This window comes from Salegentibacter sp. Hel_I_6 (genome assembly GCF_000745315.1).
Lineage (GTDB): Bacteria > Bacteroidota > Bacteroidia > Flavobacteriales > Flavobacteriaceae > Salegentibacter.
Genome location: NZ_JQNQ01000001.1, coordinates 2,081,485 through 2,101,078, shown reverse-complemented (window position 1 = coordinate 2,101,078; position 19,594 = coordinate 2,081,485). Strand labels below are relative to the sequence as shown.

At 35.9% G+C, this 19,594-nt stretch carries 17 protein-coding genes and 1 tRNA gene; 12 read left to right on the top strand and 6 right to left on the bottom strand.

What is annotated here, in order from left to right; all coding sequences use genetic code 11:
* Positions 1–138: 138 nt before the first annotated feature.
* The 5 genes from FG27_RS09265 to FG27_RS09245 all read left to right on the top strand — a co-directional run bounded on the left by FG27_RS09265 (position 139) and on the right by FG27_RS09245 (position 6,962).
* Positions 139–1,002 (top strand): MBL fold metallo-hydrolase, encoded by an 864-nt coding sequence (locus FG27_RS09265; protein ID WP_037318276.1) that lies wholly within the window; start codon positions 139–141, stop codon positions 1,000–1,002.
* 59 nt (positions 1,003–1,061) lie between these two features.
* A complete protein-coding gene (locus FG27_RS09260) occupies positions 1,062–2,735 on the top strand; it encodes a S8 family peptidase (protein ID WP_037318274.1) in 1,674 nt (557 codons plus the stop codon).
* Between the two features lie 36 nt (positions 2,736–2,771).
* On the top strand, positions 2,772–4,616 hold the full coding sequence (locus FG27_RS09255) for a M1 family metallopeptidase (protein ID WP_037318272.1): 1,845 nt from the start codon (positions 2,772–2,774) through the stop codon (positions 4,614–4,616).
* A gap of 263 nt (positions 4,617–4,879) precedes the next feature.
* Positions 4,880–5,260: a ribonuclease P protein component gene (gene rnpA, locus FG27_RS09250; RefSeq protein WP_037318266.1), complete on the top strand. Its 381-nt coding sequence runs from the start codon at positions 4,880–4,882 to the stop codon at positions 5,258–5,260.
* A 67-nt stretch (positions 5,261–5,327) separates the two neighbouring features.
* Entirely contained in the window at positions 5,328–6,962 is a 1,635-nt protein-coding gene (locus FG27_RS09245) for a S41 family peptidase (RefSeq protein ID WP_037318264.1), read from the top strand.
* A 37-nt stretch (positions 6,963–6,999) separates the two neighbouring features.
* Here FG27_RS09245 and FG27_RS09240 read toward each other — a convergent pair whose 3' ends face one another.
* Positions 7,000–7,437: a GNAT family N-acetyltransferase gene (locus tag FG27_RS09240; protein ID WP_037318263.1), complete on the bottom strand. Its 438-nt coding sequence runs from the start codon at positions 7,435–7,437 to the stop codon at positions 7,000–7,002.
* Between the two features lie 179 nt (positions 7,438–7,616).
* A complete protein-coding gene (gene rpiB / locus FG27_RS09235; RefSeq protein ID WP_037322106.1) occupies positions 7,617–8,051 on the bottom strand; it encodes a ribose 5-phosphate isomerase B in 435 nt (144 codons plus the stop codon).
* Between the two features lie 1,108 nt (positions 8,052–9,159).
* Between rpiB and rnr the strand changes: the two genes are divergently transcribed.
* The 3 genes from rnr (at position 9,160) to FG27_RS09220 (ending at position 12,864) form a co-directional block, all read left to right on the top strand.
* Positions 9,160–11,346, top strand: a complete 2,187-nt coding sequence (rnr, locus tag FG27_RS09230) for a ribonuclease R (protein ID WP_037318261.1) — start codon at positions 9,160–9,162, stop codon at positions 11,344–11,346.
* A gap of 114 nt (positions 11,347–11,460) precedes the next feature.
* A complete protein-coding gene (locus tag FG27_RS09225) occupies positions 11,461–12,132 on the top strand; it encodes a head GIN domain-containing protein (RefSeq protein WP_037318259.1) in 672 nt (223 codons plus the stop codon).
* A gap of 30 nt (positions 12,133–12,162) precedes the next feature.
* Positions 12,163–12,864 (top strand): LysE family translocator, encoded by a 702-nt coding sequence (locus FG27_RS09220; protein WP_037318258.1) that lies wholly within the window; start codon positions 12,163–12,165, stop codon positions 12,862–12,864.
* Between the two features lie 199 nt (positions 12,865–13,063).
* On the opposite strand, the gene FG27_RS09215 is transcribed toward FG27_RS09220, so the two are convergent.
* Positions 13,064–13,137, bottom strand: a tRNA-Cys gene (locus tag FG27_RS09215).
* 79 nt (positions 13,138–13,216) lie between these two features.
* Positions 13,217–13,573: a dihydroneopterin aldolase gene (gene folB / locus FG27_RS09210; protein WP_037318256.1), complete on the bottom strand. Its 357-nt coding sequence runs from the start codon at positions 13,571–13,573 to the stop codon at positions 13,217–13,219.
* 247 nt (positions 13,574–13,820) lie between these two features.
* On the opposite strand from folB, the gene FG27_RS09205 reads away from it, so the two are divergent.
* From FG27_RS09205 to FG27_RS09190, 4 genes are all read left to right on the top strand, one after another.
* Entirely contained in the window at positions 13,821–15,497 is a 1,677-nt protein-coding gene (locus tag FG27_RS09205; protein ID WP_037318254.1) for a glutamine--tRNA ligase/YqeY domain fusion protein, read from the top strand.
* A gap of 139 nt (positions 15,498–15,636) precedes the next feature.
* On the top strand, positions 15,637–16,011 hold the full coding sequence (locus tag FG27_RS09200; RefSeq protein ID WP_037318252.1) for a YtxH domain-containing protein: 375 nt from the start codon (positions 15,637–15,639) through the stop codon (positions 16,009–16,011).
* A 9-nt stretch (positions 16,012–16,020) separates the two neighbouring features.
* A complete protein-coding gene (locus tag FG27_RS09195) occupies positions 16,021–16,371 on the top strand; it encodes a phage holin family protein (RefSeq protein WP_037318250.1) in 351 nt (116 codons plus the stop codon).
* A gap of 5 nt (positions 16,372–16,376) precedes the next feature.
* The gene (locus FG27_RS09190) at positions 16,377–16,610 is read left to right on the top strand and encodes a DUF6327 family protein (protein ID WP_037318248.1); all 234 of its coding nucleotides are present in this window, start codon (positions 16,377–16,379) and stop codon (positions 16,608–16,610) included.
* A 186-nt stretch (positions 16,611–16,796) separates the two neighbouring features.
* On the opposite strand, the gene FG27_RS09185 is transcribed toward FG27_RS09190, so the two are convergent.
* A complete protein-coding gene (locus FG27_RS09185) occupies positions 16,797–17,759 on the bottom strand; it encodes an SPFH domain-containing protein (protein WP_037318246.1) in 963 nt (320 codons plus the stop codon).
* Positions 17,760–18,051: 292 nt separating this feature from the next.
* Complete coding sequence (gltX, locus tag FG27_RS09180; protein ID WP_037318244.1) at positions 18,052–19,569, bottom strand: glutamate--tRNA ligase; 1,518 nt, start codon at positions 19,567–19,569, stop codon at positions 18,052–18,054.
* Positions 19,570–19,594: the final 25 nt, after the last annotated feature.

The following is a 19,594-nucleotide window of genomic DNA, read 5'->3' as shown; positions in this document are numbered from 1 at the left end:
AGCAGTACATGTTTTTTCCTTTTATTAATTTGCAGGATCTCAAAGATACTTTTTGAAATAAGTAGAAATTATTAGACCCATAAACCGAAAAAAGGTTGCGAATTAAGCAAAGAGCATTAAAAAAACAATAAATCACGTATGAAATTATACCCAATAGAATCCGGCAATTTTAAACTGGACGGCGGCGCTATGTTTGGCGTAGTTCCAAAAAGTCTTTGGAATAGAACCAATCCTGCCGATTCCAATAATATGATAGATATGGCGGCCCGCTGCCTTTTGATAGAAGATGGCGATAAACTTACGCTAATAGACACGGGAATGGGCGATAAACAAAGTGATAAATTCTTTGGTTTTTATTATCCATGGGGCGAACATTCTATAGATAAATCGCTTAAAAAACAAGGATTTCACCGTGATGATATTACTGATGTTTTCCTAACACACCTTCATTTTGACCACGTTGGAGGAGCCATAAAATGGAATAAAGACAAAACCGGGTATGAACCGGCTTTTAAGAATGCTAAATTCTGGAGCAATAAAGAGCATTGGAAGTGGGCTACAGAACCTAATGCCCGTGAAAAAGCTTCATTTTTAAAGGAAAATATCCTACCAATGGAAGAAAGTGGGCAGCTTCACTTTTTAGACCGAAAAGAAGATGAAACTTTTAAACAGTCTAATGAATTTGATTTTGGCGTATTGTTTGCAGATGGACATACCGATAAACAAATGATCCCACATATAGAATACAAAGGAAAAACCCTTGTCTTTATGGCCGATTTGCTGCCAACCGCAGGGCATATTCCTTTACCCTATGTAATGGGTTTTGATACCCGGCCATTGCTAACTTTAACTGAAAAGGAAAAGTTTCTAAAACAGGCTGCAGATAAAGATTACTATTTGTTTTTGGAGCACGATGCACATAATGAGATTATAACTTTAAAAAACACCGAAAAAGGGGTTAGGTTAGACAAAACCTTTACTTTTAACGAGCTTTTTAATTAATGTCATTTTCGGCTAAACCCAAACAAAAAAATTAAGCCAAACTAAATATTAAAGAATACATGAAAATACCTTTTTTAAAATCCGCGTTTTTTATGGGAAGCGCACTTATTTTAGCTTCCTGCGGAAGTGGATCCCCAAAAATTGTTTCTACTCCAATTGCCAATATAGATTCAATTCCACTCAAGATCACCGATCTTTCTGAAACCCAGTTAAAAGGCTGGGGCGGTGCCGATCTTATGACCGATACTATCCCCGGGATGAGCGTTGATAAAGCTTATTCAGAAATTATTAAAAACAACAAAGGCCAAAAAACCATTGTAGCAGTTATTGATAGCGGTGTAGATATTGAGCACGAAGATCTTGATGGCGTGCTGTGGACTAATACCGATGAAATTCCCGGTAATGGAATAGACGATGACAATAATGGTTATATAGACGATGTTCACGGTTGGAACTTTTTAGGTGATGCCGTAGAAGAAAATATGGAATATACCCGTATTTATAAGCGTTTAAAACCCAAATACGAAGGTAAAACCGCCAGTTCTATAAGCACTGCAGATCGCGCTGAATTCATCTATTACCAGGAAGCAAAAGCGGAGTATGAAAAAGAATATGAAGAAACTATTCAAAATAGGAACCAGTATCAGGAGATTAAGAAACAACTGGTAGCGGCGCACCAGGCCGTTTCTTCTCAACTTGGAAAAGAAGATTACACCAAAAAAGAACTGAACGAAATGGAAGCTTCCGGGCAATTAGCCCAGTATAAGGCGATGCTTCAGCAAATTCAGGATAACGTAAATGAAAATATTCCTGAGGCACTGGAAGAATTAGATGAAGGCATTGAATATTATGCCAATCGTTTAGATACCCACTTAAATTTAGAGTTAGATGGGCGAGCACCTGTAGGAGATGACCCTTATGATATTACTGATACCAATTATGGAAATGCCAATGTTTTAGGACCTTCAAAAGATAAAGAAGATCTTAAACACGGGACCCACGTTGCCGGAATTATCGCTGCAGAAAGAAATAATAAGCTCGGTATAAATGGAGTTGCCAATAATGCTGAAATTATGGTACTGCGCGCAGTACCAGATGGTGACGAATATGATAAAGATATTGCCCTTGCTATTCGCTATGCGGTAGATAATGGTGCAAAAGTGATCAATACCAGTTTTGGGAAATACTTTTCTCCAAATCCTGAATGGGTTACAGAAGCAATTCAATATGCTGCAGAAAATGATGTTTTAATCGTAAATGCCGGCGGAAATGAAGGACTTAATTTAGATGAGAACACGGTATATCCAAACGATCAAAACCCAGATGCACCACAAGAAATTTCAGATAATTTTCTAACAGTAGGTGCACTTAATTTCGATTATGGCTCCAAACTAGTTGCCGATTTTTCCAACTACGGAAAAACTAACGTTGATGTTTTTGCACCTGGAACCGAGATTTGGTCTACCACGCCCAATAATGAGTATGAATATCTTCAGGGAACGTCTATGGCGGCTCCCGCAGTGGCCGGAGTAGCAGCAATTATTCGGTCTTTTTATCCTAAATTAAGTGCTGCACAGGTAAAACAGATAATTATGGATAGCGGTTTAACCACAAATGCTAGTGTAATTGTAGGCGGCGATAGAGGCAATACTAAGAATTTTAAAGAATTATCCGTTTCAGGAAAAATGGTTAATCTTTATAACGCGCTTATTTTAGCTTCTCAAACAAATTAAAATCAAGTTTTATTTTATCATAAAAACCACAAATAAATGAAGAAATTATTATTAAGTCTGGCTTTAGTTGCCACCACTCTGGCCGGTGCTCAAAACAATAGCAGCTACTGGCAACAGCACGTAGGTTATAAAATGGAGGTAGACATGAATGTTGAAAACTTTCAATATACCGGTACTCAGGAATTGGAATACACCAATAATTCGCCTGATACTTTAGACCGCGTTTTCTATCATTTGTATTTCAATGCTTTTCAACCCGGAAGTGAAATGGATGTGCGCTCTACAAGCATACAAGATCCAGATAGAAGGGTAGGAGACCGCATTTCTAAATTAACCGAAGATCAACAAGGATATTTAAGGGTTTCCAGCCTTAACCAGGATGGAAATGAACTTTCTTACGAGGAAGTTGGAACTGTACTGGAAGTTGAGCTGGACGAACCTATTTTACCGGGAGAAAAAGCCACTTTCAATATGGAATTTGAAGGCCAGGTACCTGAACAAATTCGTCGTTCTGGAAGAAATAGTTCAGAAGGGGTAGCACTTTCTATGAGCCAATGGTTTCCTAAATTGGCAGAATATGATTTTGAAGGCTGGCACGCAGCGCCTTACATTGGCCGTGAATTTCACGGGGTTTGGGGCGATTTCGACGTAAAACTTACCATTCATAAAGACTATACCGTTGCCGCTTCAGGTTATCTTCAAAATCCAGATGAAATTGGTCACGGGTATTCTGATGAAGAGGTTGAAGCTGAAGGCGATACCCATACCTGGCATTTTGTTGCCCCAGAAGTTCATGATTTTACCTGGGCTGCAGATCCTGATTATATTCACGATAACAGAACTGCTGCAGATGGAACCGTACTTCACTTTTTCTATAAAGACAATGAGGAAATAAAAGAAAACTGGAAAAATCTACAGGAAAAAACCGAAGATTTATTGTTGTTTTTCAACGAAAATATAGGTCCGTATCCATGGGATCAATATACTGTAGCACAAGGTGGAGATGGCGGAATGGAATATGCTATGCTCACCCTAATTACAGGAGAACGCAATTTTGGAAGCCTGGTAGGGGTAACAGCTCACGAATTGGCTCACGCTTGGTTTCAGCATTTAATGGCTACGAACGAAAGTAAGCACGAATGGATGGATGAAGGTTTTACCAGTTATATTTCCAGTGAAGCAATGAACCAGGTGATGGAAACTTATGCCGATAATCCGCATACCGGTTCTTACCGAAGCTACCTTCAATTGGCAAATTCCGGGGTTGAACAACCACAATCTACCCAGGCCGATCGTTATGACTTAAATGCTGCTTACGGAGCTTCAGCTTATTCTAAAGGTGCTGTATTTTTAGCACAATTAGGTTATGTAATTGGTGAGGATAATCTTGATAAAACCCTAAAACGTTATTACGATGAATGGAAATTTAAGCATCCTACGCCTAACGATTTTATAAGAATTGCCGAGAAAGTTTCAGGAGCAGAATTAGATTGGTATTTAAACGACTGGACGCGTACAACTGCTACTATTGACTATGGCATTAAAGAAGTTACCGAAGCCGATGAAAATTCAACTAAAGTAACCTTAGAGCGTCAAAAATTGATGCCGATGCCTTTAGATATCACCGTGCGTTATAACAACGGAGAAGAGGAAATGATCTATGTGCCATTACAAATGATGCGTTGGGAAAAAGCTGCAGTTCACGAAAACTGGACAGTTGCCGATGATTGGGCCTGGGCATACCCAACCTACGAACTAAAAATAGATAAACCATTAAGCGAGATTGAGAGTATAGAAATAGACGAATCTCAACTTATGGCCGATGTAAATAGAGATAATAATCTTTATACTGCCGAAGAATCTTCAGAAGAAGACGAATAATAATAATAGTATTATTTTTAGGTATTAAATTTTAGACCTCACAGTTTTTAAAAACCTGTGAGGTTTTTTTAATATCAGTTTTCCAATCGTCATTCTGAATTTATTTCAGAATTTAAGCCTGTTAGACTCCGAACAAATTTCGGAGCAGGCTCTGAAACAAGTTCAGATTGACGTATGATAATGCACCCTGCTTACACACTTTTATTTTCGTCAAAATTTTGTTTTCCTTATAGAGAAATTAAAACTATCCTTACTTTTGAACTATGGATGAAAGTTTTGGAAAGGAAGAAAAACTAAAGAGCAAAAAGCTCATAGACATTTTATTTCAGGAGGGAAAATCAGTTAAAAAATATCCTTTAAAACTCATATACCTTCCTATCACCAATACGGAAATTAAAAATTTTAAAACCGGAGTTTCTGTCCCTAAAAAACTGGTAAAAACTGCTGTTGGCCGCAACCGTATTAAACGTTTGATGCGGGAAGCTTTCAGAAAAAATAAGTATCTTGTAACCAGTAACTTCACACAACCTTATGCCTTGATGTTTATTTATATTTCCAGAGAAGAAATTAGCCTGGAAGACCTAAATAAAGCAATGATAAAAGTAATGGAGAAGTTTAATGAGGCGCAAAATAAAATAAGTTGAATTTCTATAAATCGGCTTAAATCACCTCGGAAAATATAATCTCGATTATCGAAGAAAAATACTGAAAATGAAAAAAAAACTCACCAAAAAAATCGCTTTAATTGGTTTGGGCGCTATGCTAATATTTAGCAGTTTTGGCTTTAGATCTGATTTCTTTGAAATTGCCAAACAGATTGAAATTTTTACCACGCTTTTTAAGGAAATCAACATGAATTATGTTGAAGAAACCAACCCTGCCGCATTAATGGATACCGCGATTAAAGCAATGCTGGCAGATTTAGATCCCTATACCAATTACTGGAGCGAGCAAGATGTTGAAGCTGCAAGAATTAATAATTCAGGCGAATATAGCGGGATTGGAGCTACTGTTAGGGTAAGTGACGATGCTTTGGTAATTATGGAACCTTACAAAGATTATCCTGCCGATAAAGCCGGTTTAAAGGCCGGAGATGAAATTATAGAAATTGAAGGCATACAAGTTGCCGATTATACCGATGATGTTGGAGAATTGCTTAATGGCTCTCCAGATTCAAAAATTGATATTACTTTTCGGCGCCAGGGAGAATTAAAAAAAACTTCTCTAAGCCGAAGTGCAATAAATCTCAAGGCAGTACCTTTTTACGAACTTTTAGATGAAAATACCGGGTATATTGTATTATCCAGATTTAACTCAAAAGCTTCTTCAGAAACTATTCGTGCACTAAAAGATCTCAAAAACCAGGGAGCTGAAGAGATTATCCTTGACCTTAGAGGAAACCCTGGCGGCTTACTTACTGAAGCTATAAATGTGAGTAATATTTTCTTACCAAAAGGAGAATTAATAACCACTACAAAATCTGTTATAGAGAAATATAACAGAGCTTACCAAACCCAAAAAGAACCTGTAGATACCCAAATTCCATTAGTTGTTTTAGTAAATGGGCGCAGTGCTTCAGCCAGCGAGATCGTTGCCGGCGCTATTCAGGATCTGGATAGAGGAGTGGTTGTAGGGGCCAGAAGTTTTGGGAAAGGCCTGGTACAGCGTCCTAAAGAACTCGCTTATGGTACACAGTTGAAGATTACTATTTCCCGATACTACACGCCAAGTGGGAGGTGTATTCAGGCTTTAAATTATGCTGAAAGAGATGAGGAAGGAAGAGCTATAAAGCGTAATGCTGAAGATTATAACGAATTTAAAACCCGAAGTGGTAGAAAAGTTTACGATGGCGGAGGAATATCTCCAGATGTAAAACTGGAAACTTCAGAATATAGTAATGTGACTAATGCTTTACTGGCACAGGAAGCCATTTTCGATTTTGCAACAGAATATTATTATTCAAATGAATTAGAAGATCCTGAATCTTTTGAATTCACAGATTCAGATTTCAACAATTTTAAAAACTTTCTTCAAAAATCTAATTTTAACTATCAAACAGCTACCGAAAGGGAGCTGGAGGCACTTTTAACCTCGGCTTCAAACGAAGGTTATGAACAGGATATTTTGGATCATTACAAAAGTATTTCTACCGAAATAGATGCCCAAAAGAAGAAAGAATTAGATGAAAAGAAGCACGAAATTGTAAGTTTATTAACCGATGAGATTATTAAACGCTATTTCTACAAGGAAGGTTTGTATGAATATTATGTAGATCACAATCCTGAAATTATTGAAGCCAAATCTATTTTAAAAGATAGCCAACGATATTCAGAAATCCTTAGATAAGCTACTCCAGAACATTTAAAAATAGATAATCAAGTAATTATTTGATCATTGCAATATGAGGAATCCCATCCTCCAGGTAACCTTCGCCAATTTGCATAAAGCCGTGACTTTCGTAGAAATCGGTTAAATATTGTTGTGCAGAAAGTTTGATATTATCAGTTTTAAAACGTTCTTTAATAGCTTCTACCGAAGCTTTTAAAATTAAATGCCCGTAGGCATTCTTTCTTTCAGATTCCTTTACTACGACGCGACCAATAGAAGCTTCTTCAAAATAAAATCCTTTATCGAAACAACGGGTATAAGCAATTATATTCCCATCTTTAACCCCTAATACGTGCAGCGCGTCGCTGTCTTTTCCATCAATATCCTGGTAAACGCAATCTTGTTCTACCACAAAAACTTCAGAGCGTAATTGTAATATTTGGTAGAGTTCTTCAAGGCTAAGTTCATTGAAATTTTTAATAAGGATTTCCATATTTTTTCTAATGAATATTTGTGCAGAAATAAAAAAAAAGACTGTTTGAATAGTTTTAAATCGTCATCCTGGACTTGTTTCAGTATATAAGATGTTAATAATAAACACTTGTTAGAAGCTGAAACAAGTTCAGCTTGACGAAACTATACTTTTCAGACAGTCTCGATTATAATAAAATATTAATTCTCAACCGGAATTTTATCTACTCTTTTTTGATGTCTACCGCCTTCAAAAGGAGTTTCAAGGAAAATCTTTACCATGTCCACTGCCTGTTGTTCAGAAACAAAACGTGCAGGAATACTCAATACATTGGCGTTATTATGTTCTCTGGCCAATTTAGTAATTTCACCAATCCAACATAGAGCAGAACGAACGCCCTGGTGTTTATTAGCGGTCATATTAGCACCATTTCCACTTCCGCAAATAATAATTCCAAAATCTACTTTTTGGTTTTCAACATCATCGGCTACGGGATGCACAAAGTCTGGATAATCTACACTATCTTCACTGTTAGTACCATAGTTAATAACTTCTATACCCTTGTTTTTCAGGTAATCAACAACTTTTTTCTTATATCCGGTACCGGCGTGATCGTTTCCTATTGCAATTTTCATAATTAAGGTTTTAGCTGGCACAAAGGTAAAAAAACCACTTAGTAACACTGCAATTTTCAATTGTTAATTACTTTTTAAATAAGCTTTAAAATCAAGGCTTTAGTATTGACATAAGATTGTGAATAAGCATTGATGAGAAACTGAGAAACTTATTTGCGGTATTCGATTTAAATTTCAATAGCAAAAATTTTATGGCTAAATCAAATTATAAGTCGGTTATTTTTGGAGAAGTTATGAGCATATAAAAATGGGTTGTGAACACTATTTTTAATTCTAATTATCCAGATCTTATATTAAGACTCTGTTACTAACTTTTGTTAAGTAAATATTAAAATGCTTAGATTTTCAGAGCTTTAGACTTTCTTAAGTATGTTAATAAGTTGTTATCAAATCAAGCTAACTTAAAAACCAAAAAAACTTCAAAAAAATTGTTCTACAAATTAACAAGCTATAATAATCATCAGTTTTAATTTTTATAAAAAGAAGAAAAAAAGATAATTATATATATTGTTAATAACATTGGTTAGTATTTCAAAATTGAAATTTAAACTTGAGAATTTAGATCTAAAAAGGGAAGAAAGTATAAAAGCCTGGGAATGAATTGAGTCACTTTACTATAGCTAATTTTTAAAAACTTATAACAGTTTATTTTACTGAAAAACAGATATTTAACTAGTTTATGCAAAAAATTGTCTTGTTAGAATAGCTTATACTGTGGTCTATATAAAGTTGAGCAGAATTTAAATTCACCTGGCTGCTTTTATTTAATGTTAGATTTATAGATACGATGATTCCTAATAGACCAATTAGGAAAATTAGAAAAAAATAGAACGATATTATTTTAGCTTTGTTCATAGTAATCTGATTACCAAGTCTTACAAAGATGAGCTTATAATATACCGACAACCTTAAATTAAAATTAAGAAAAAATTAAGAAATCTATCGTTCGTTTTCTTTCAGAGACAGAATTTTAGGGTTTTTACCCAGTTGTTAATTAAATGTGAAATAATTTTATAACAGGATAATTTTCAGGGCGCTTAACAAAACTTTAATTGCAAAAAGATGTTATGTAATGCAGAAGCCGTAATTTTATACTTTAATTATCGAAATGAGTAAAAAGAATAGAAATAAATCCCAACACCAGGGTGACCTTGCCAAAAGTATTACAGATATCCTAAGAAAGGAACCTGGAAAAACCTTCAACCATAAGCAAATTGCCGCTAAACTTGGTGTTAATGACGCTACAAGTCGTAATAATATTATTAAAAAATTAGCCCAATTAACCGCAAAGAAGCAAATTGAAGAGGAAGAACGCGGGAAGTTTAAAATAACCAAGTCGAATGATTATTACACCGCAGTGATAGATATGACCACAAAGGGTTATGCTTATGCTATGGTAGATGAATTAGATGATGATGTCTTTATATCCCCCAGGGATTTGAACACTGCGTTTAATGGTGATGAAGTAGAAATTTATATTTACAACCGAAAAAGAAATAAAAAATCTGAAGGGGAAGTAACTAAAATAATAAAGCGGAAAAGAACCGAATTTGTTGGTGTTCTTGATATGCAAAAAGATTTTGGTTTTGTGGTTATTGGAGATCCAAAAATGTACACCGATGTTTTTGTTCAAAAAAACAAAATCGGTGATGCTAAAAACGGAGATAAAGTAGTTGTAGAAATTGAAGAATGGCCAGAAAAAGCCGATTCTCCCTTTGGAAAGATCATTCAGGTTTTGGGTACTCCCGGGGAACATAATACCGAGATTCACTCCATTTTAGCACAATATGGTTTGCCGCATGAATTTCCTAAGGAAATAGAGGATTTTGCTAATCAAATAGATACATCAATTCAGCCGGAGGAAATTAAAAAACGTCGCGATATGCGGGATGTTTTGACGTTTACTGTAGATCCTGCAGATGCAAAAGATTTTGATGATGCCCTGAGTTTTCAAAAACTGGACAACGGGAATGTGGAAATTGGAATTCATATTGCCGATGTATCACATTATGTGCAACCGGGAACAATTTTAGACGATGAAGCCTACGAACGCGCAACTTCGGTTTATCTGGTAGATCGCGTGGTGCCCATGCTACCTGAAGTGCTTTCAAATAACGCCTGTTCGTTAAGGCCAAACGAAGAAAAATATACTTTTTCGGCAGTTTTTGAAATTGATAAGAATACAAAAGTGGTTAACGAATGGTTCGGGAGAACTGTTACTTATTCTGATGCGCGGTTTGCTTACGAGGAAGCCCAACAAATCATAGAAACTGAAAAAGGAGAAATTCCGGAAGAAATTTCGATTCAGGATAAATCTTATACGGTAAAGGAAGAAATTGTTGAAGCTGTATTAACAATGAACAAAATGGCAAAAAAGATGCGTTCTGTAAGAATGCGTCAGGGTGCTATTTCTTTTGATAAAGTGGAAGTAAAATTTCAATTAGATGAAGAGAATGAACCTATTGGTGTTTATTTTAAAACCGCCAAAGATGCCAATAAACTCATCGAAGAATTTATGCTTTTAGCCAACCGAAAAGTGGCTGAATTTATAGGAAAAAGAGAACAAAAGAAAACCTTTATTTACCGTTGTCACGACGAGCCAGATGAAGAAAAACTGGTTTCTTTAAATACGTTGGTTTCCAGGTTTGGGCACGGTTTAAACCTTAAAAACAGGAAAACTGTTTCTTCTTCTTTAAATCAATTGCTTCAGGATGTGCAGGGTAAAAAAGAGCAAAATTTAGTAGATACGCTGGCCATTAGAACGATGAGTAAAGCTTATTACGGTACAGAAAATATTGGTCATTATGGTTTAGCATTTGATTATTACTCGCATTTTACTTCTCCAATTAGAAGATATCCGGATGTAATGGTGCATCGTTTGCTTCAACGTTACCTGGATGATCAACCTTCAGCTAAAGAAGAAGAGTATGATGAAAAATGCCATCATACCAGCGAAATGGAAAATCTTTCTTCCAATGCTGAAAGGGATTCTATTAAATATATGCAGGTAAAATTTATGCTGGATCACCAGGATAGAGAATTTATTGGGGTGATTTCAGGGGTTACAGATTTCGGAATTTTTGTTGAAATTGTAGAAAATAAATGTGAAGGAATGATTCGCCTGCGAGATATTAAAGGCGATAATTATGATTTTGATGCCGATAATTATGCAATTGTGGGTAGAAAAACAAAGAAAACCTATCAGCTTGGAGACGAGGTTATCGTAAAAGTGAAAAATGCTGATTTGGTTAAAAGACACTTAGATTTTACCTTAATTGGTAAAAATGAAGAATAACTATTTGAAAAATTAAAATGTCATTTTGAATTTACTTCAGCTTCTAATTTATAGAAAAACAAATTTTAAAAGCTTAAATAAGTTCAATTTGATGTAGATGAAAAATTTATATAAATGAAAAAATATGTTTTTGCACTGTTTTTATTCAGTTTTGGAATTCTATGTGCCCAGGAAGTAACCCGGGATCTCGAAGATTTTACTGAAATTAAAGTTTATAATGGGCTGGATGTTATCTTAAAAGAAGCTAACCAAAATACTGCGGTAATCACTGGAAAGAACAGTACCGATGTAAAATTTAAGGTAGATAACGGGGTTCTAAAAGTAAGAATGAGTATTGATGAAATTTTGGATAATGATAATACACAAATCACTATTCAATTTAAAAAACTCGATAAAATTGATGCTCGCCAAAACGCTTCAATAAAAGTTGATTCTAAGCTAAAGCAGGAAAACCTCTATTTAAATGCTTCAGAAGGTGCCGATATTTTTTCTGATGTAAATATCACTAACCTTTATGTAGATGTGAATACCGGGGGAGAGATTGAAGTAGAAGGTAAAACCGGCGATCAGGAAATAAGTATCAATACCGGTGGAAAATTCTTCGCTAAAAATCTAAAATCTACTAATACCGAAATAAGTATAAAGGCAGGCGGTGTTGCCGATATTACTGCTAGTGGTAGGGTAGAAGCAAAAGTTAGAGCTGGAGGTACCGTAAATGTTTATGGCGACCCAAAAACTATAGATCAGAATACCCTGTTTGGCGGGAAAGTAATTAGAAAAAACTAAAAGTCTACATTTGTAAAATAATACAATTGTATGTTTCAGGATGTATTAGCAGCCCTACCCTTAGGTCTTTTTTTAGCGTTTTTACTTGGTCCGGTTTTCTTCGTATTACTGGAAACGGCTGCTATTAAAGGCTTCAGAGCCGCTTTTGCCTTTGATGTTGGCGTAATTATAGCCGATGTTGTTTTTCTTTTTATTGCCTATTTAAGTACCACCAAATTACTAGCCAGCATTAAAGATGATCCTGCCCTGTTTATCTTTGGTGGAATGATTCTAGCTACTTATGGTGTTATGAGCTTCGTACAGACCAAAAAAGTACTTCGGCAGGATGATGATACCCCAGAGATTAGAAAACTCAGTAAAAGCGATTATATGGGTTTGGCTGTAAAAGGTTTTCTATTGAATTTCATTAACATTGGCGTATTGGGATTCTGGCTGGGTTTAATTATTGTTTTTGGTCCAAGGTTAGATATGGAACAGGATCGCATATTGGTTTTTTTCGGAACTGTTTTAGGAACTTACCTCGTGTTAGACGTTTTTAAAATTTTACTGGCAAAAAAATTAAATCGAAAATTGACGCCCAACCGAATATATCTTATGAAAAAGGGAATTAGTATTTTACTGATAGTTTTTGGCGGAATGCTTATTTTCCAGGGGCTATTCCCTAACCAGGTTAACGGAATTAAAGATCAGATTGAAACTATTACCCCAAACGATACCATCTCACCAGATTAAATCATCATTTTAAGTAAGATTACCGGGATTCAAGAGAAAAAGATACTTACTGATTGATCATAAAGATTTCCCGTAAATACTTTTGTCAAAAGGAAGGTGACACATTTAAAATATTGCTATTATTCTTATTTCTTCAGTATAAGCGCTACTAAACATCAATTATTTTATACAAAAAAAGCCCCTTAAAAAAGGAGCTTTTTGGAGGCATCGAGCGGATTCGAACCGCTGTACAAGGTTTTGCAGACCTCTGCCTAGCCACTCGGCCACGATGCCCTATTTTGGGGTTGGCAAATGTAATAAAAAATTTAGCTTTAAAAAATAAAAGACTTGCAGCAATTTATGATTTTGAGTTTTAGCGGGATTTACTTCTAATCACACTAACCATAGCTACATTTCCACCAATAGGCGGATTTATTTTAGAAACTTCAACCTTAGCTTTTTGCACCAGTATAATTTCTTCCATTACGCGCTTCAAAATGCGCTCAGCAACAGTTTCCAGAAGTTTAGAACGAATGGCCATTTCTTCTTTCACAATTTTGTTTAAGTGCACGTAATCAATAGTATCTGCCAGCTTATCAGTTTTAGCAGAATTTGATAAATCACCTTTTACTTTTAGATCTACCCGGTAGTCGCTCCCAATTTTTCCTTCTTCTTCAAGGCAGCCATGATAGGCAAAAACCCTGATATTTTTTAATTTAATACTTCCCAAAAGATTATTTTTTACAAAGATAAGCGGGCAGCCTGTTTATTTCAATTTATTAAGGAATAAGTTTTTTAGTTAATCCCGGGAACAAAATATATTATTCTTGTATAGCAAAGCTTGGGTGAAGCGACCTAATTTTTGGTAACTTTGCGCATTATTCCCGAAAGAGGGTTTAATATTTCGAGCATTAATCGATTTTAAAATAAATGTCTGATTTTCAACTCTAATCCAGGGTTTTTGATTTTAATAAGTTATGGCTGAAGAAAAAAGATCGCTCAATTTTATTGAGCAAATTATAGAAGAAGACCTTCAAAGTACGCATAAAAAAGAAGAACTTAAGTTTAGATTTCCGCCTGAGCCTAACGGTTATCTGCATATTGGTCACGCCTCTTCTATTTGCCTGAATTTTGGTTTAGGTGAAAAATATAATGCTCCCGTAAACCTTCGTTTTGACGATACAAACCCTATCAAAGAAGAGCAGGAGTTTGTAGATGCCATAAAAGAAGACGTTTTATGGCTTGGTTTTAAATGGGAAAAAGAATGCTATGCTTCAGATTATTTTCAGCAATTGCACGACTGGGCCGTTGAAATGATTAAAAATGGAGATGCCTATGTGGATAGCCAAACTTCAGAAGAAATAGCGCTTCAAAAAGGAACTCCTACCGAGCCCGGTAAGGAAAGTCCTTATAGAAATCGTTCTGTTGAAGAAAATCTTGATTTGTTTGAGAAAATGAAAAACGGGGAAACCCCGGAAAGAGGACATGTGCTACGTGCCAAAATAGATATGGCTTCGACAAATATGCTAATGCGCGATCCTGTGATGTATCGCTGTTTGCATAAAAGTCATCATAGAACAAAAGATGCCTGGAAAATTTACCCAATGTACGATTGGGCACATGGAGAAAGCGATTTTATTGAAAGTATTTCTCATTCATTCTGTACGCTGGAATTTTTACCGCATCGTGAACTTTATAACTGGTTTGTTGAAAAAGTAAGCAAAGAAGGTGAATTAAAACCCAAACAGCGTGAGTTTGCCCGTAGGAACCTTAGCCATACAGTTGTAAGTAAACGTAAACTGATGCAATTGGTGGAGAAAGGCGTGGTTAATTCCTGGGATGACCCTAGAATGCCAACTATATCAGGATTGAGGAGGAGAGGGTACACCCCAAATTCCATTAGAAAATTCGCAGATTCTATTGGTGTGGGGAAACGCGAGAATATGATAGACGTGGCACATTTAGAATTTTGTGCGCGCGAAGATCTTAATAAAACCGCACCAAGAGTTATGGGGGTTTTAGATCCTGTAAAATTGGTTATTACCAATTATGAAGAGGGAAAGGAAGAATGGCTGGAAGCTGAAAATAATCCTGAAGATGAATCAGCTGGTAGTAGAGAAATTCCTTTTTCAAGAGAACTTTATATCGAGAAAGAAGATTTTAAAGAAAGCGCGAATAGAAAATTTTTCAGGTTAACCCTGGGAAAAGAAGTGAGGTTAAAGAACGCTTATATTATTAAAGGAGAAGAAGTAGTAAAGGATTCCGAAGGGAATATTACCGAAATTCATTGTACTTATGATCCTAAAAGTAAAAGTGGAAGTGGCACCGAAGAATCTATGCGCAAAGTAAAAGGAACATTACACTGGGTTTCAGCAAAGCATGCTTTAGAAGCGGAGGTTAGGCTTTACGATAGGTTATTTAGCGTAGAAAATCCTGATGGTGATAAAGAGAAAGATTTTATGGAATTTGTAAATCCAGACTCATTAAATGTAATTACGGGTTATGTTGAGCCAAGTTTAAAAACGGCGGGAATTCAGGATAAATTCCAGTTTCAAAGAATTGGTTATTTCTGTGTAGATAAAGAATCGATAGAAGGAAAGCCAATTTTTAATCGTACTGTGGGCTTAAGAGATTCATGGGCGAAGATTAAATAAGCTGTAATCCATTTGGTTAAGTGACTTTTTAAGAATATTTTAGTAAAGCATTTTAACATATTAACCGGTTATTAACAGCATTGCCTTTACCCATCTTGTATATTTGGGTTTAGTAATAACTTAACTAACAAAAACTATTATGGCAAATACAGGAAGTACACTATTAGCATTGATTACCGGGGCTGCAATTGGAGCAGGTGTGGGATTATTATATGCTCCAGATAGCGGTGAAAAAACCCGTAAAAAATTAAAAGACGAGTCTAAAAAAGCTCAGGATAAATTGAACAAAAAGTATACTGAGACTTCTTCTAATTTAACTGAAAAGGCTAAACAAGCTCGTGTAGATTTTGAAACTCGTTTAGAAGAAACTCTATCTTCTGCAAGTCATAAAGCTGACGATATTCTTACCGCCATGGAAACCAAATTGGAGGAGTTAAGAAAGCAAAATGCCAAATTACAAAAGGATGGTAAAGCTGACGATAACAAAGGGAAACCAAATAAAGCAGTAGTATAGTATAACTTTATGGCATTTGAAAAACTATCTAATAGTATAGACGAGTTAAAATATAATTTAAAGGCGTTTTCTCACAGTAACTCCGAATATTATAAACTCAAATTCTTTAAACAGGCAATGAAAGGGGCTATTGGTCTCGTTCAGGGTCTTTTGTTAGGTATTTTTTTAATTTTTGCCTTAATCTTGATATCTGTAGCCTTCGCAATACTTATTAGTGAGGCTATTGGTACACCAAGTTCCGGTTATTTTATTGTTGGGGGCTTCTACTTTTTAGTTGTTCTTGGAATATTGCTATTCGGTAGAAAACCTATTGAAAAGTATCTTTTAGTTAAAGTATCAAGAAAATTTTTTAAGGATTAATTGCTATGAAGGAGTATAGTTCATTCAAAGAAATAGATCGGGATCTTAAAATTCTTGAACTTCAAACCAAGATAGACCAGGAAGAGATTAAATTGAATATTGAGCGCACAAAAGGCGCGTTATCACCATTATCTCTTGCCGGTAGTATGGTAGGTTCAATTTTACAAAAAGCATTTATTCTTAAAGCGGTAACTAAACTTACTGGATTGAAAAAAGTAACCGCTAAAGTAAAAGGCTAAAAGATTTCTTATAGATATATTATAAGGGTTTGAAAGTTTATTTTATCCGTCAACCTTAACTTGTTTTAGGGCTTACTCCGAAATTAGTTCGGAGTTCTAATTAGATTCTGAAATAAATTCAGAATGACGTATGATTCAAAAATAAACCTTCAAACCTTTTTTATACCAGAAGAGATTTTTAGGAAATTATTTCCGTTTGGAATCACCCTGATTCTTTTTCTCCTGTTCAATTTCTTCATTTTTCTTGCGCATAGCTTCTCCAATCTGGTTCGAAGCCGTAAAAGAGGCCACCATATTGTTTAGCATATCGCTACCGGCCTGGGGTGAATTCGGCAATAAAATAAGATTACTGTTGGTTTCTTCACCAATGGCCTGCAGTGTATCGTAATGCTGCGTCACCACAATTAAAGCCGAAGCTTCCTGTGAATTAATCCCTACATTATTTAAAACATCAACACTTTCTTCAAGTCCGCGGGCAATTTCCCTTCTTTGGTCGGCAATTCCCTGACCCTGTAAACGTTTACTTTCGGCTTCTGCACGGGCTTTAGCTACAATTCGTATCCTTTCGGCTTCTCCTTCATATTCTGCGGCCACTTTCTCGCGTTCTGCCGAGTTTATTCTGTTCATCGCATGTTTTACCTGTTCATCTGGATCAATGTCTGTTACAAGCGTTTTAATGATGTCGTAACCATAATCCTGCATAGATTCGTTAAGTTCTCTATTAACAGCGATGGCGATATCGTCTTTTCGTTCAAAAACATCATCTAAGATCATTTTTGGAACTTCAGCTCGTACAACATCAAAAACATAAGACGTGATCTGGTCTGATGGACTTTCAAGTTTATAAAACGCGTCGTAAATATTAGTTCTAATTACCTGAAATTGTACCGATATTTTCAGCTTAACAAATACATTATCCTTGGTTTTAGTTTCGACCAAAACATCCAGCTGCTGTACTTTTAAATTGATTCTACCGGCAATTTGATCTATTATAGGAATCTTTAAATGAAGTCCGGAATTTTTAATGCTTTTAAATTTTCCAAATCGTTCAAGAATCGCCGCTTTTTGTTGACGTACAGTGAAAATACCCGAGAAGAGCAGAACAAGAAGAAAAACAAGAATAATTGGAATAAAAACGTAGCTAATCATAATTTTAGGAGATATAAGTTGATTCTCCCAAGATAGTGAAACTTTGCTCGATAATCGAGATTAAATGCGCCGAGGCTTTACTCCAAATCAAATTTTATTTTTCAGCAATAATGATTCGTCAGCTTGATTTGAAGCAGTTTGCTTAGCTATGCGGTAAGGTATGAACAAAAAATAGGCTGTTATTGTCATTGCGAACCCGATTTTTATCGGGTGAAGCAATCTCTTCAAGAAAAGATTGCTTCACTCGAACCTCATTCGCAATACGTGCAAATGCCTATTTTATTCTAAATTGTTATCCCAGCGTTTTTATCGCTTTTTCCAAACGGGAAATAGTTTCTTCTTTTCCAATCATTTCAGCGATTTCGTAAAGGTCTGGCCCTTGCATAGCACCAACCAGGGCTAATCTAAAGGGTTGCATTACTTTCCCAAAACCAACTTCTTTTTGCTGGATCCAGGCTTTTACTTCGGCCTGAACGGCTTCTGCTTTAAAATCTTCCTGTTTTTCTAAAACCTGAGTTAATTCCTGCATTAGATCAGCAGTATCATCCTTCCATGCTTTTTTCGCATTTTTAGGATCGTAGGAGGTAGGGGCAACGAAGAAGAAATATCCCTGCTCCCAAATATCGTTTACAAAAACAGCGCGTTCTTTCATCAGTTTCACCACTTTCAGGGCATAATCAGAAGAAACTTCTATCTCTCTTTTTTGAAGTATATTTTCAAGTTTTCCAGCAATTACTTTTTCATCTGCTTCGTGCATATAATGTTGCTGAAACCACTTGGTTTTCTCTGGGTCAAACTTCGCTCCACCCTTATGAACACGGTCTATTTCAAAAGCTTCAACAAGTTCGTTTAATTTAAAGAATTCCTGTTCTGTTCCTGGATTCCAACCTAAAAAGGCTAGCATATTGGTAACGGCTTCCGGGAAATATCCATCTTCCCTATAACCTGCAGAAATTTCTCCTGAATTTGGATCTTTCCATTCCAGCGGGAATACTGGAAAACCTAATTTATCTCCATCTCTTTTGCTTAATTTTCCTTTTCCCTGTGGTTTTAAAATAAGCGGCAAATGCGCAAATTTAGGTGCATCCCAGCCAAAAGCTCGGTATAGCATAAAATGCAACGCTAAAGATGGCAACCACTCTTCACCACGAATAACATGAGAGATTTCCATTAAATGATCATCAACAATATTGGCCAAATGATAAGTTGGCATCCCGTCACTTTTGAACAAAACTTTATCGTCTAAAGTGCTGGTGTCAATTTCCATCTTGCCACGAATTTCATCTGAAATATGAAGATTTTCGCTTTCAGGAGATTTAAACCTGATCACGTAGTTTTCATCGGCATCTAATTTATCCCTAACCTCGTCTTCAGAAAGGGCAAGGGAATTCTGCAATTTCATCCGGTTATGCCAGTTGTAGATAAAGGTTTTCCCTTTCTCTTCGTGGTCTTTTCTATGCGCATCTAATTCTTCAGCTGTATCAAAAGCATAATAAGCATTATCGGTTTTGATAAGTTCTTCAGCATATTTTCGGTAAATATCTTTGCGTTCACTTTGGCGATAAGGCCCGTAATCACCTTCTTTTCCAGGGCCTTCATCAAAAGGAATCCCGCACCAGTTAAGCGATTCAATGATATAATCTTCGGCGCCTTCAACGTATCGGTTTTGATCGGTATCTTCTATACGCAACACAAAATCTCCCTGGTGTTTTTTGGCAAATAAATAATTATATAAAGCTGTTCTTACCCCGCCAATATGCAAAGGGCCGGTTGGACTTGGCGCAAAACGCACGCGAACTTTAGCAGACATATCTAAATTTGTTTTTAAGGGCAAA

Bases quoted from the DNA above. Each gene is read 5' to 3' on its own strand.
- FG27_RS09195 (WP_037318250.1), top strand. From the start codon at position 16,021: ATGGCATTTGAAAAACTATCTAATAGTATAGACGAGTTAAAATATAAT.
- rpiB (WP_037322106.1), bottom strand. From the start codon at position 8,051: ATGAAAATTGCAATAGGAAACGATCACGCCGGTACCGGATATAAGAAA.
- FG27_RS09220 (WP_037318258.1), top strand. From the start codon at position 12,163: ATGTTTCAGGATGTATTAGCAGCCCTACCCTTAGGTCTTTTTTTAGCG.
- FG27_RS09260 (WP_037318274.1), top strand. From the start codon at position 1,062: ATGAAAATACCTTTTTTAAAATCCGCGTTTTTTATGGGAAGCGCACTT.
- rnr (WP_037318261.1), top strand. From the start codon at position 9,160: ATGAGTAAAAAGAATAGAAATAAATCCCAACACCAGGGTGACCTTGCC.
- FG27_RS09200 (WP_037318252.1), top strand. From the start codon at position 15,637: ATGGCAAATACAGGAAGTACACTATTAGCATTGATTACCGGGGCTGCA.
- FG27_RS09245 (WP_037318264.1), top strand. From the start codon at position 5,328: ATGAAAAAAAAACTCACCAAAAAAATCGCTTTAATTGGTTTGGGCGCT.
- FG27_RS09255 (WP_037318272.1), top strand. From the start codon at position 2,772: ATGAAGAAATTATTATTAAGTCTGGCTTTAGTTGCCACCACTCTGGCC.
- FG27_RS09265 (WP_037318276.1), top strand. From the start codon at position 139: ATGAAATTATACCCAATAGAATCCGGCAATTTTAAACTGGACGGCGGC.
- FG27_RS09225 (WP_037318259.1), top strand. From the start codon at position 11,461: ATGAAAAAATATGTTTTTGCACTGTTTTTATTCAGTTTTGGAATTCTA.
- FG27_RS09190 (WP_037318248.1), top strand. From the start codon at position 16,377: ATGAAGGAGTATAGTTCATTCAAAGAAATAGATCGGGATCTTAAAATT.
- FG27_RS09240 (WP_037318263.1), bottom strand. From the start codon at position 7,437: ATGGAAATCCTTATTAAAAATTTCAATGAACTTAGCCTTGAAGAACTC.
- FG27_RS09205 (WP_037318254.1), top strand. From the start codon at position 13,821: ATGGCTGAAGAAAAAAGATCGCTCAATTTTATTGAGCAAATTATAGAA.
- rnpA (WP_037318266.1), top strand. From the start codon at position 4,880: ATGGATGAAAGTTTTGGAAAGGAAGAAAAACTAAAGAGCAAAAAGCTC.
- FG27_RS09185 (WP_037318246.1), bottom strand. From the start codon at position 17,759: ATGATTAGCTACGTTTTTATTCCAATTATTCTTGTTTTTCTTCTTGTT.
- gltX (WP_037318244.1), bottom strand. From the start codon at position 19,569: ATGTCTGCTAAAGTTCGCGTGCGTTTTGCGCCAAGTCCAACCGGCCCT.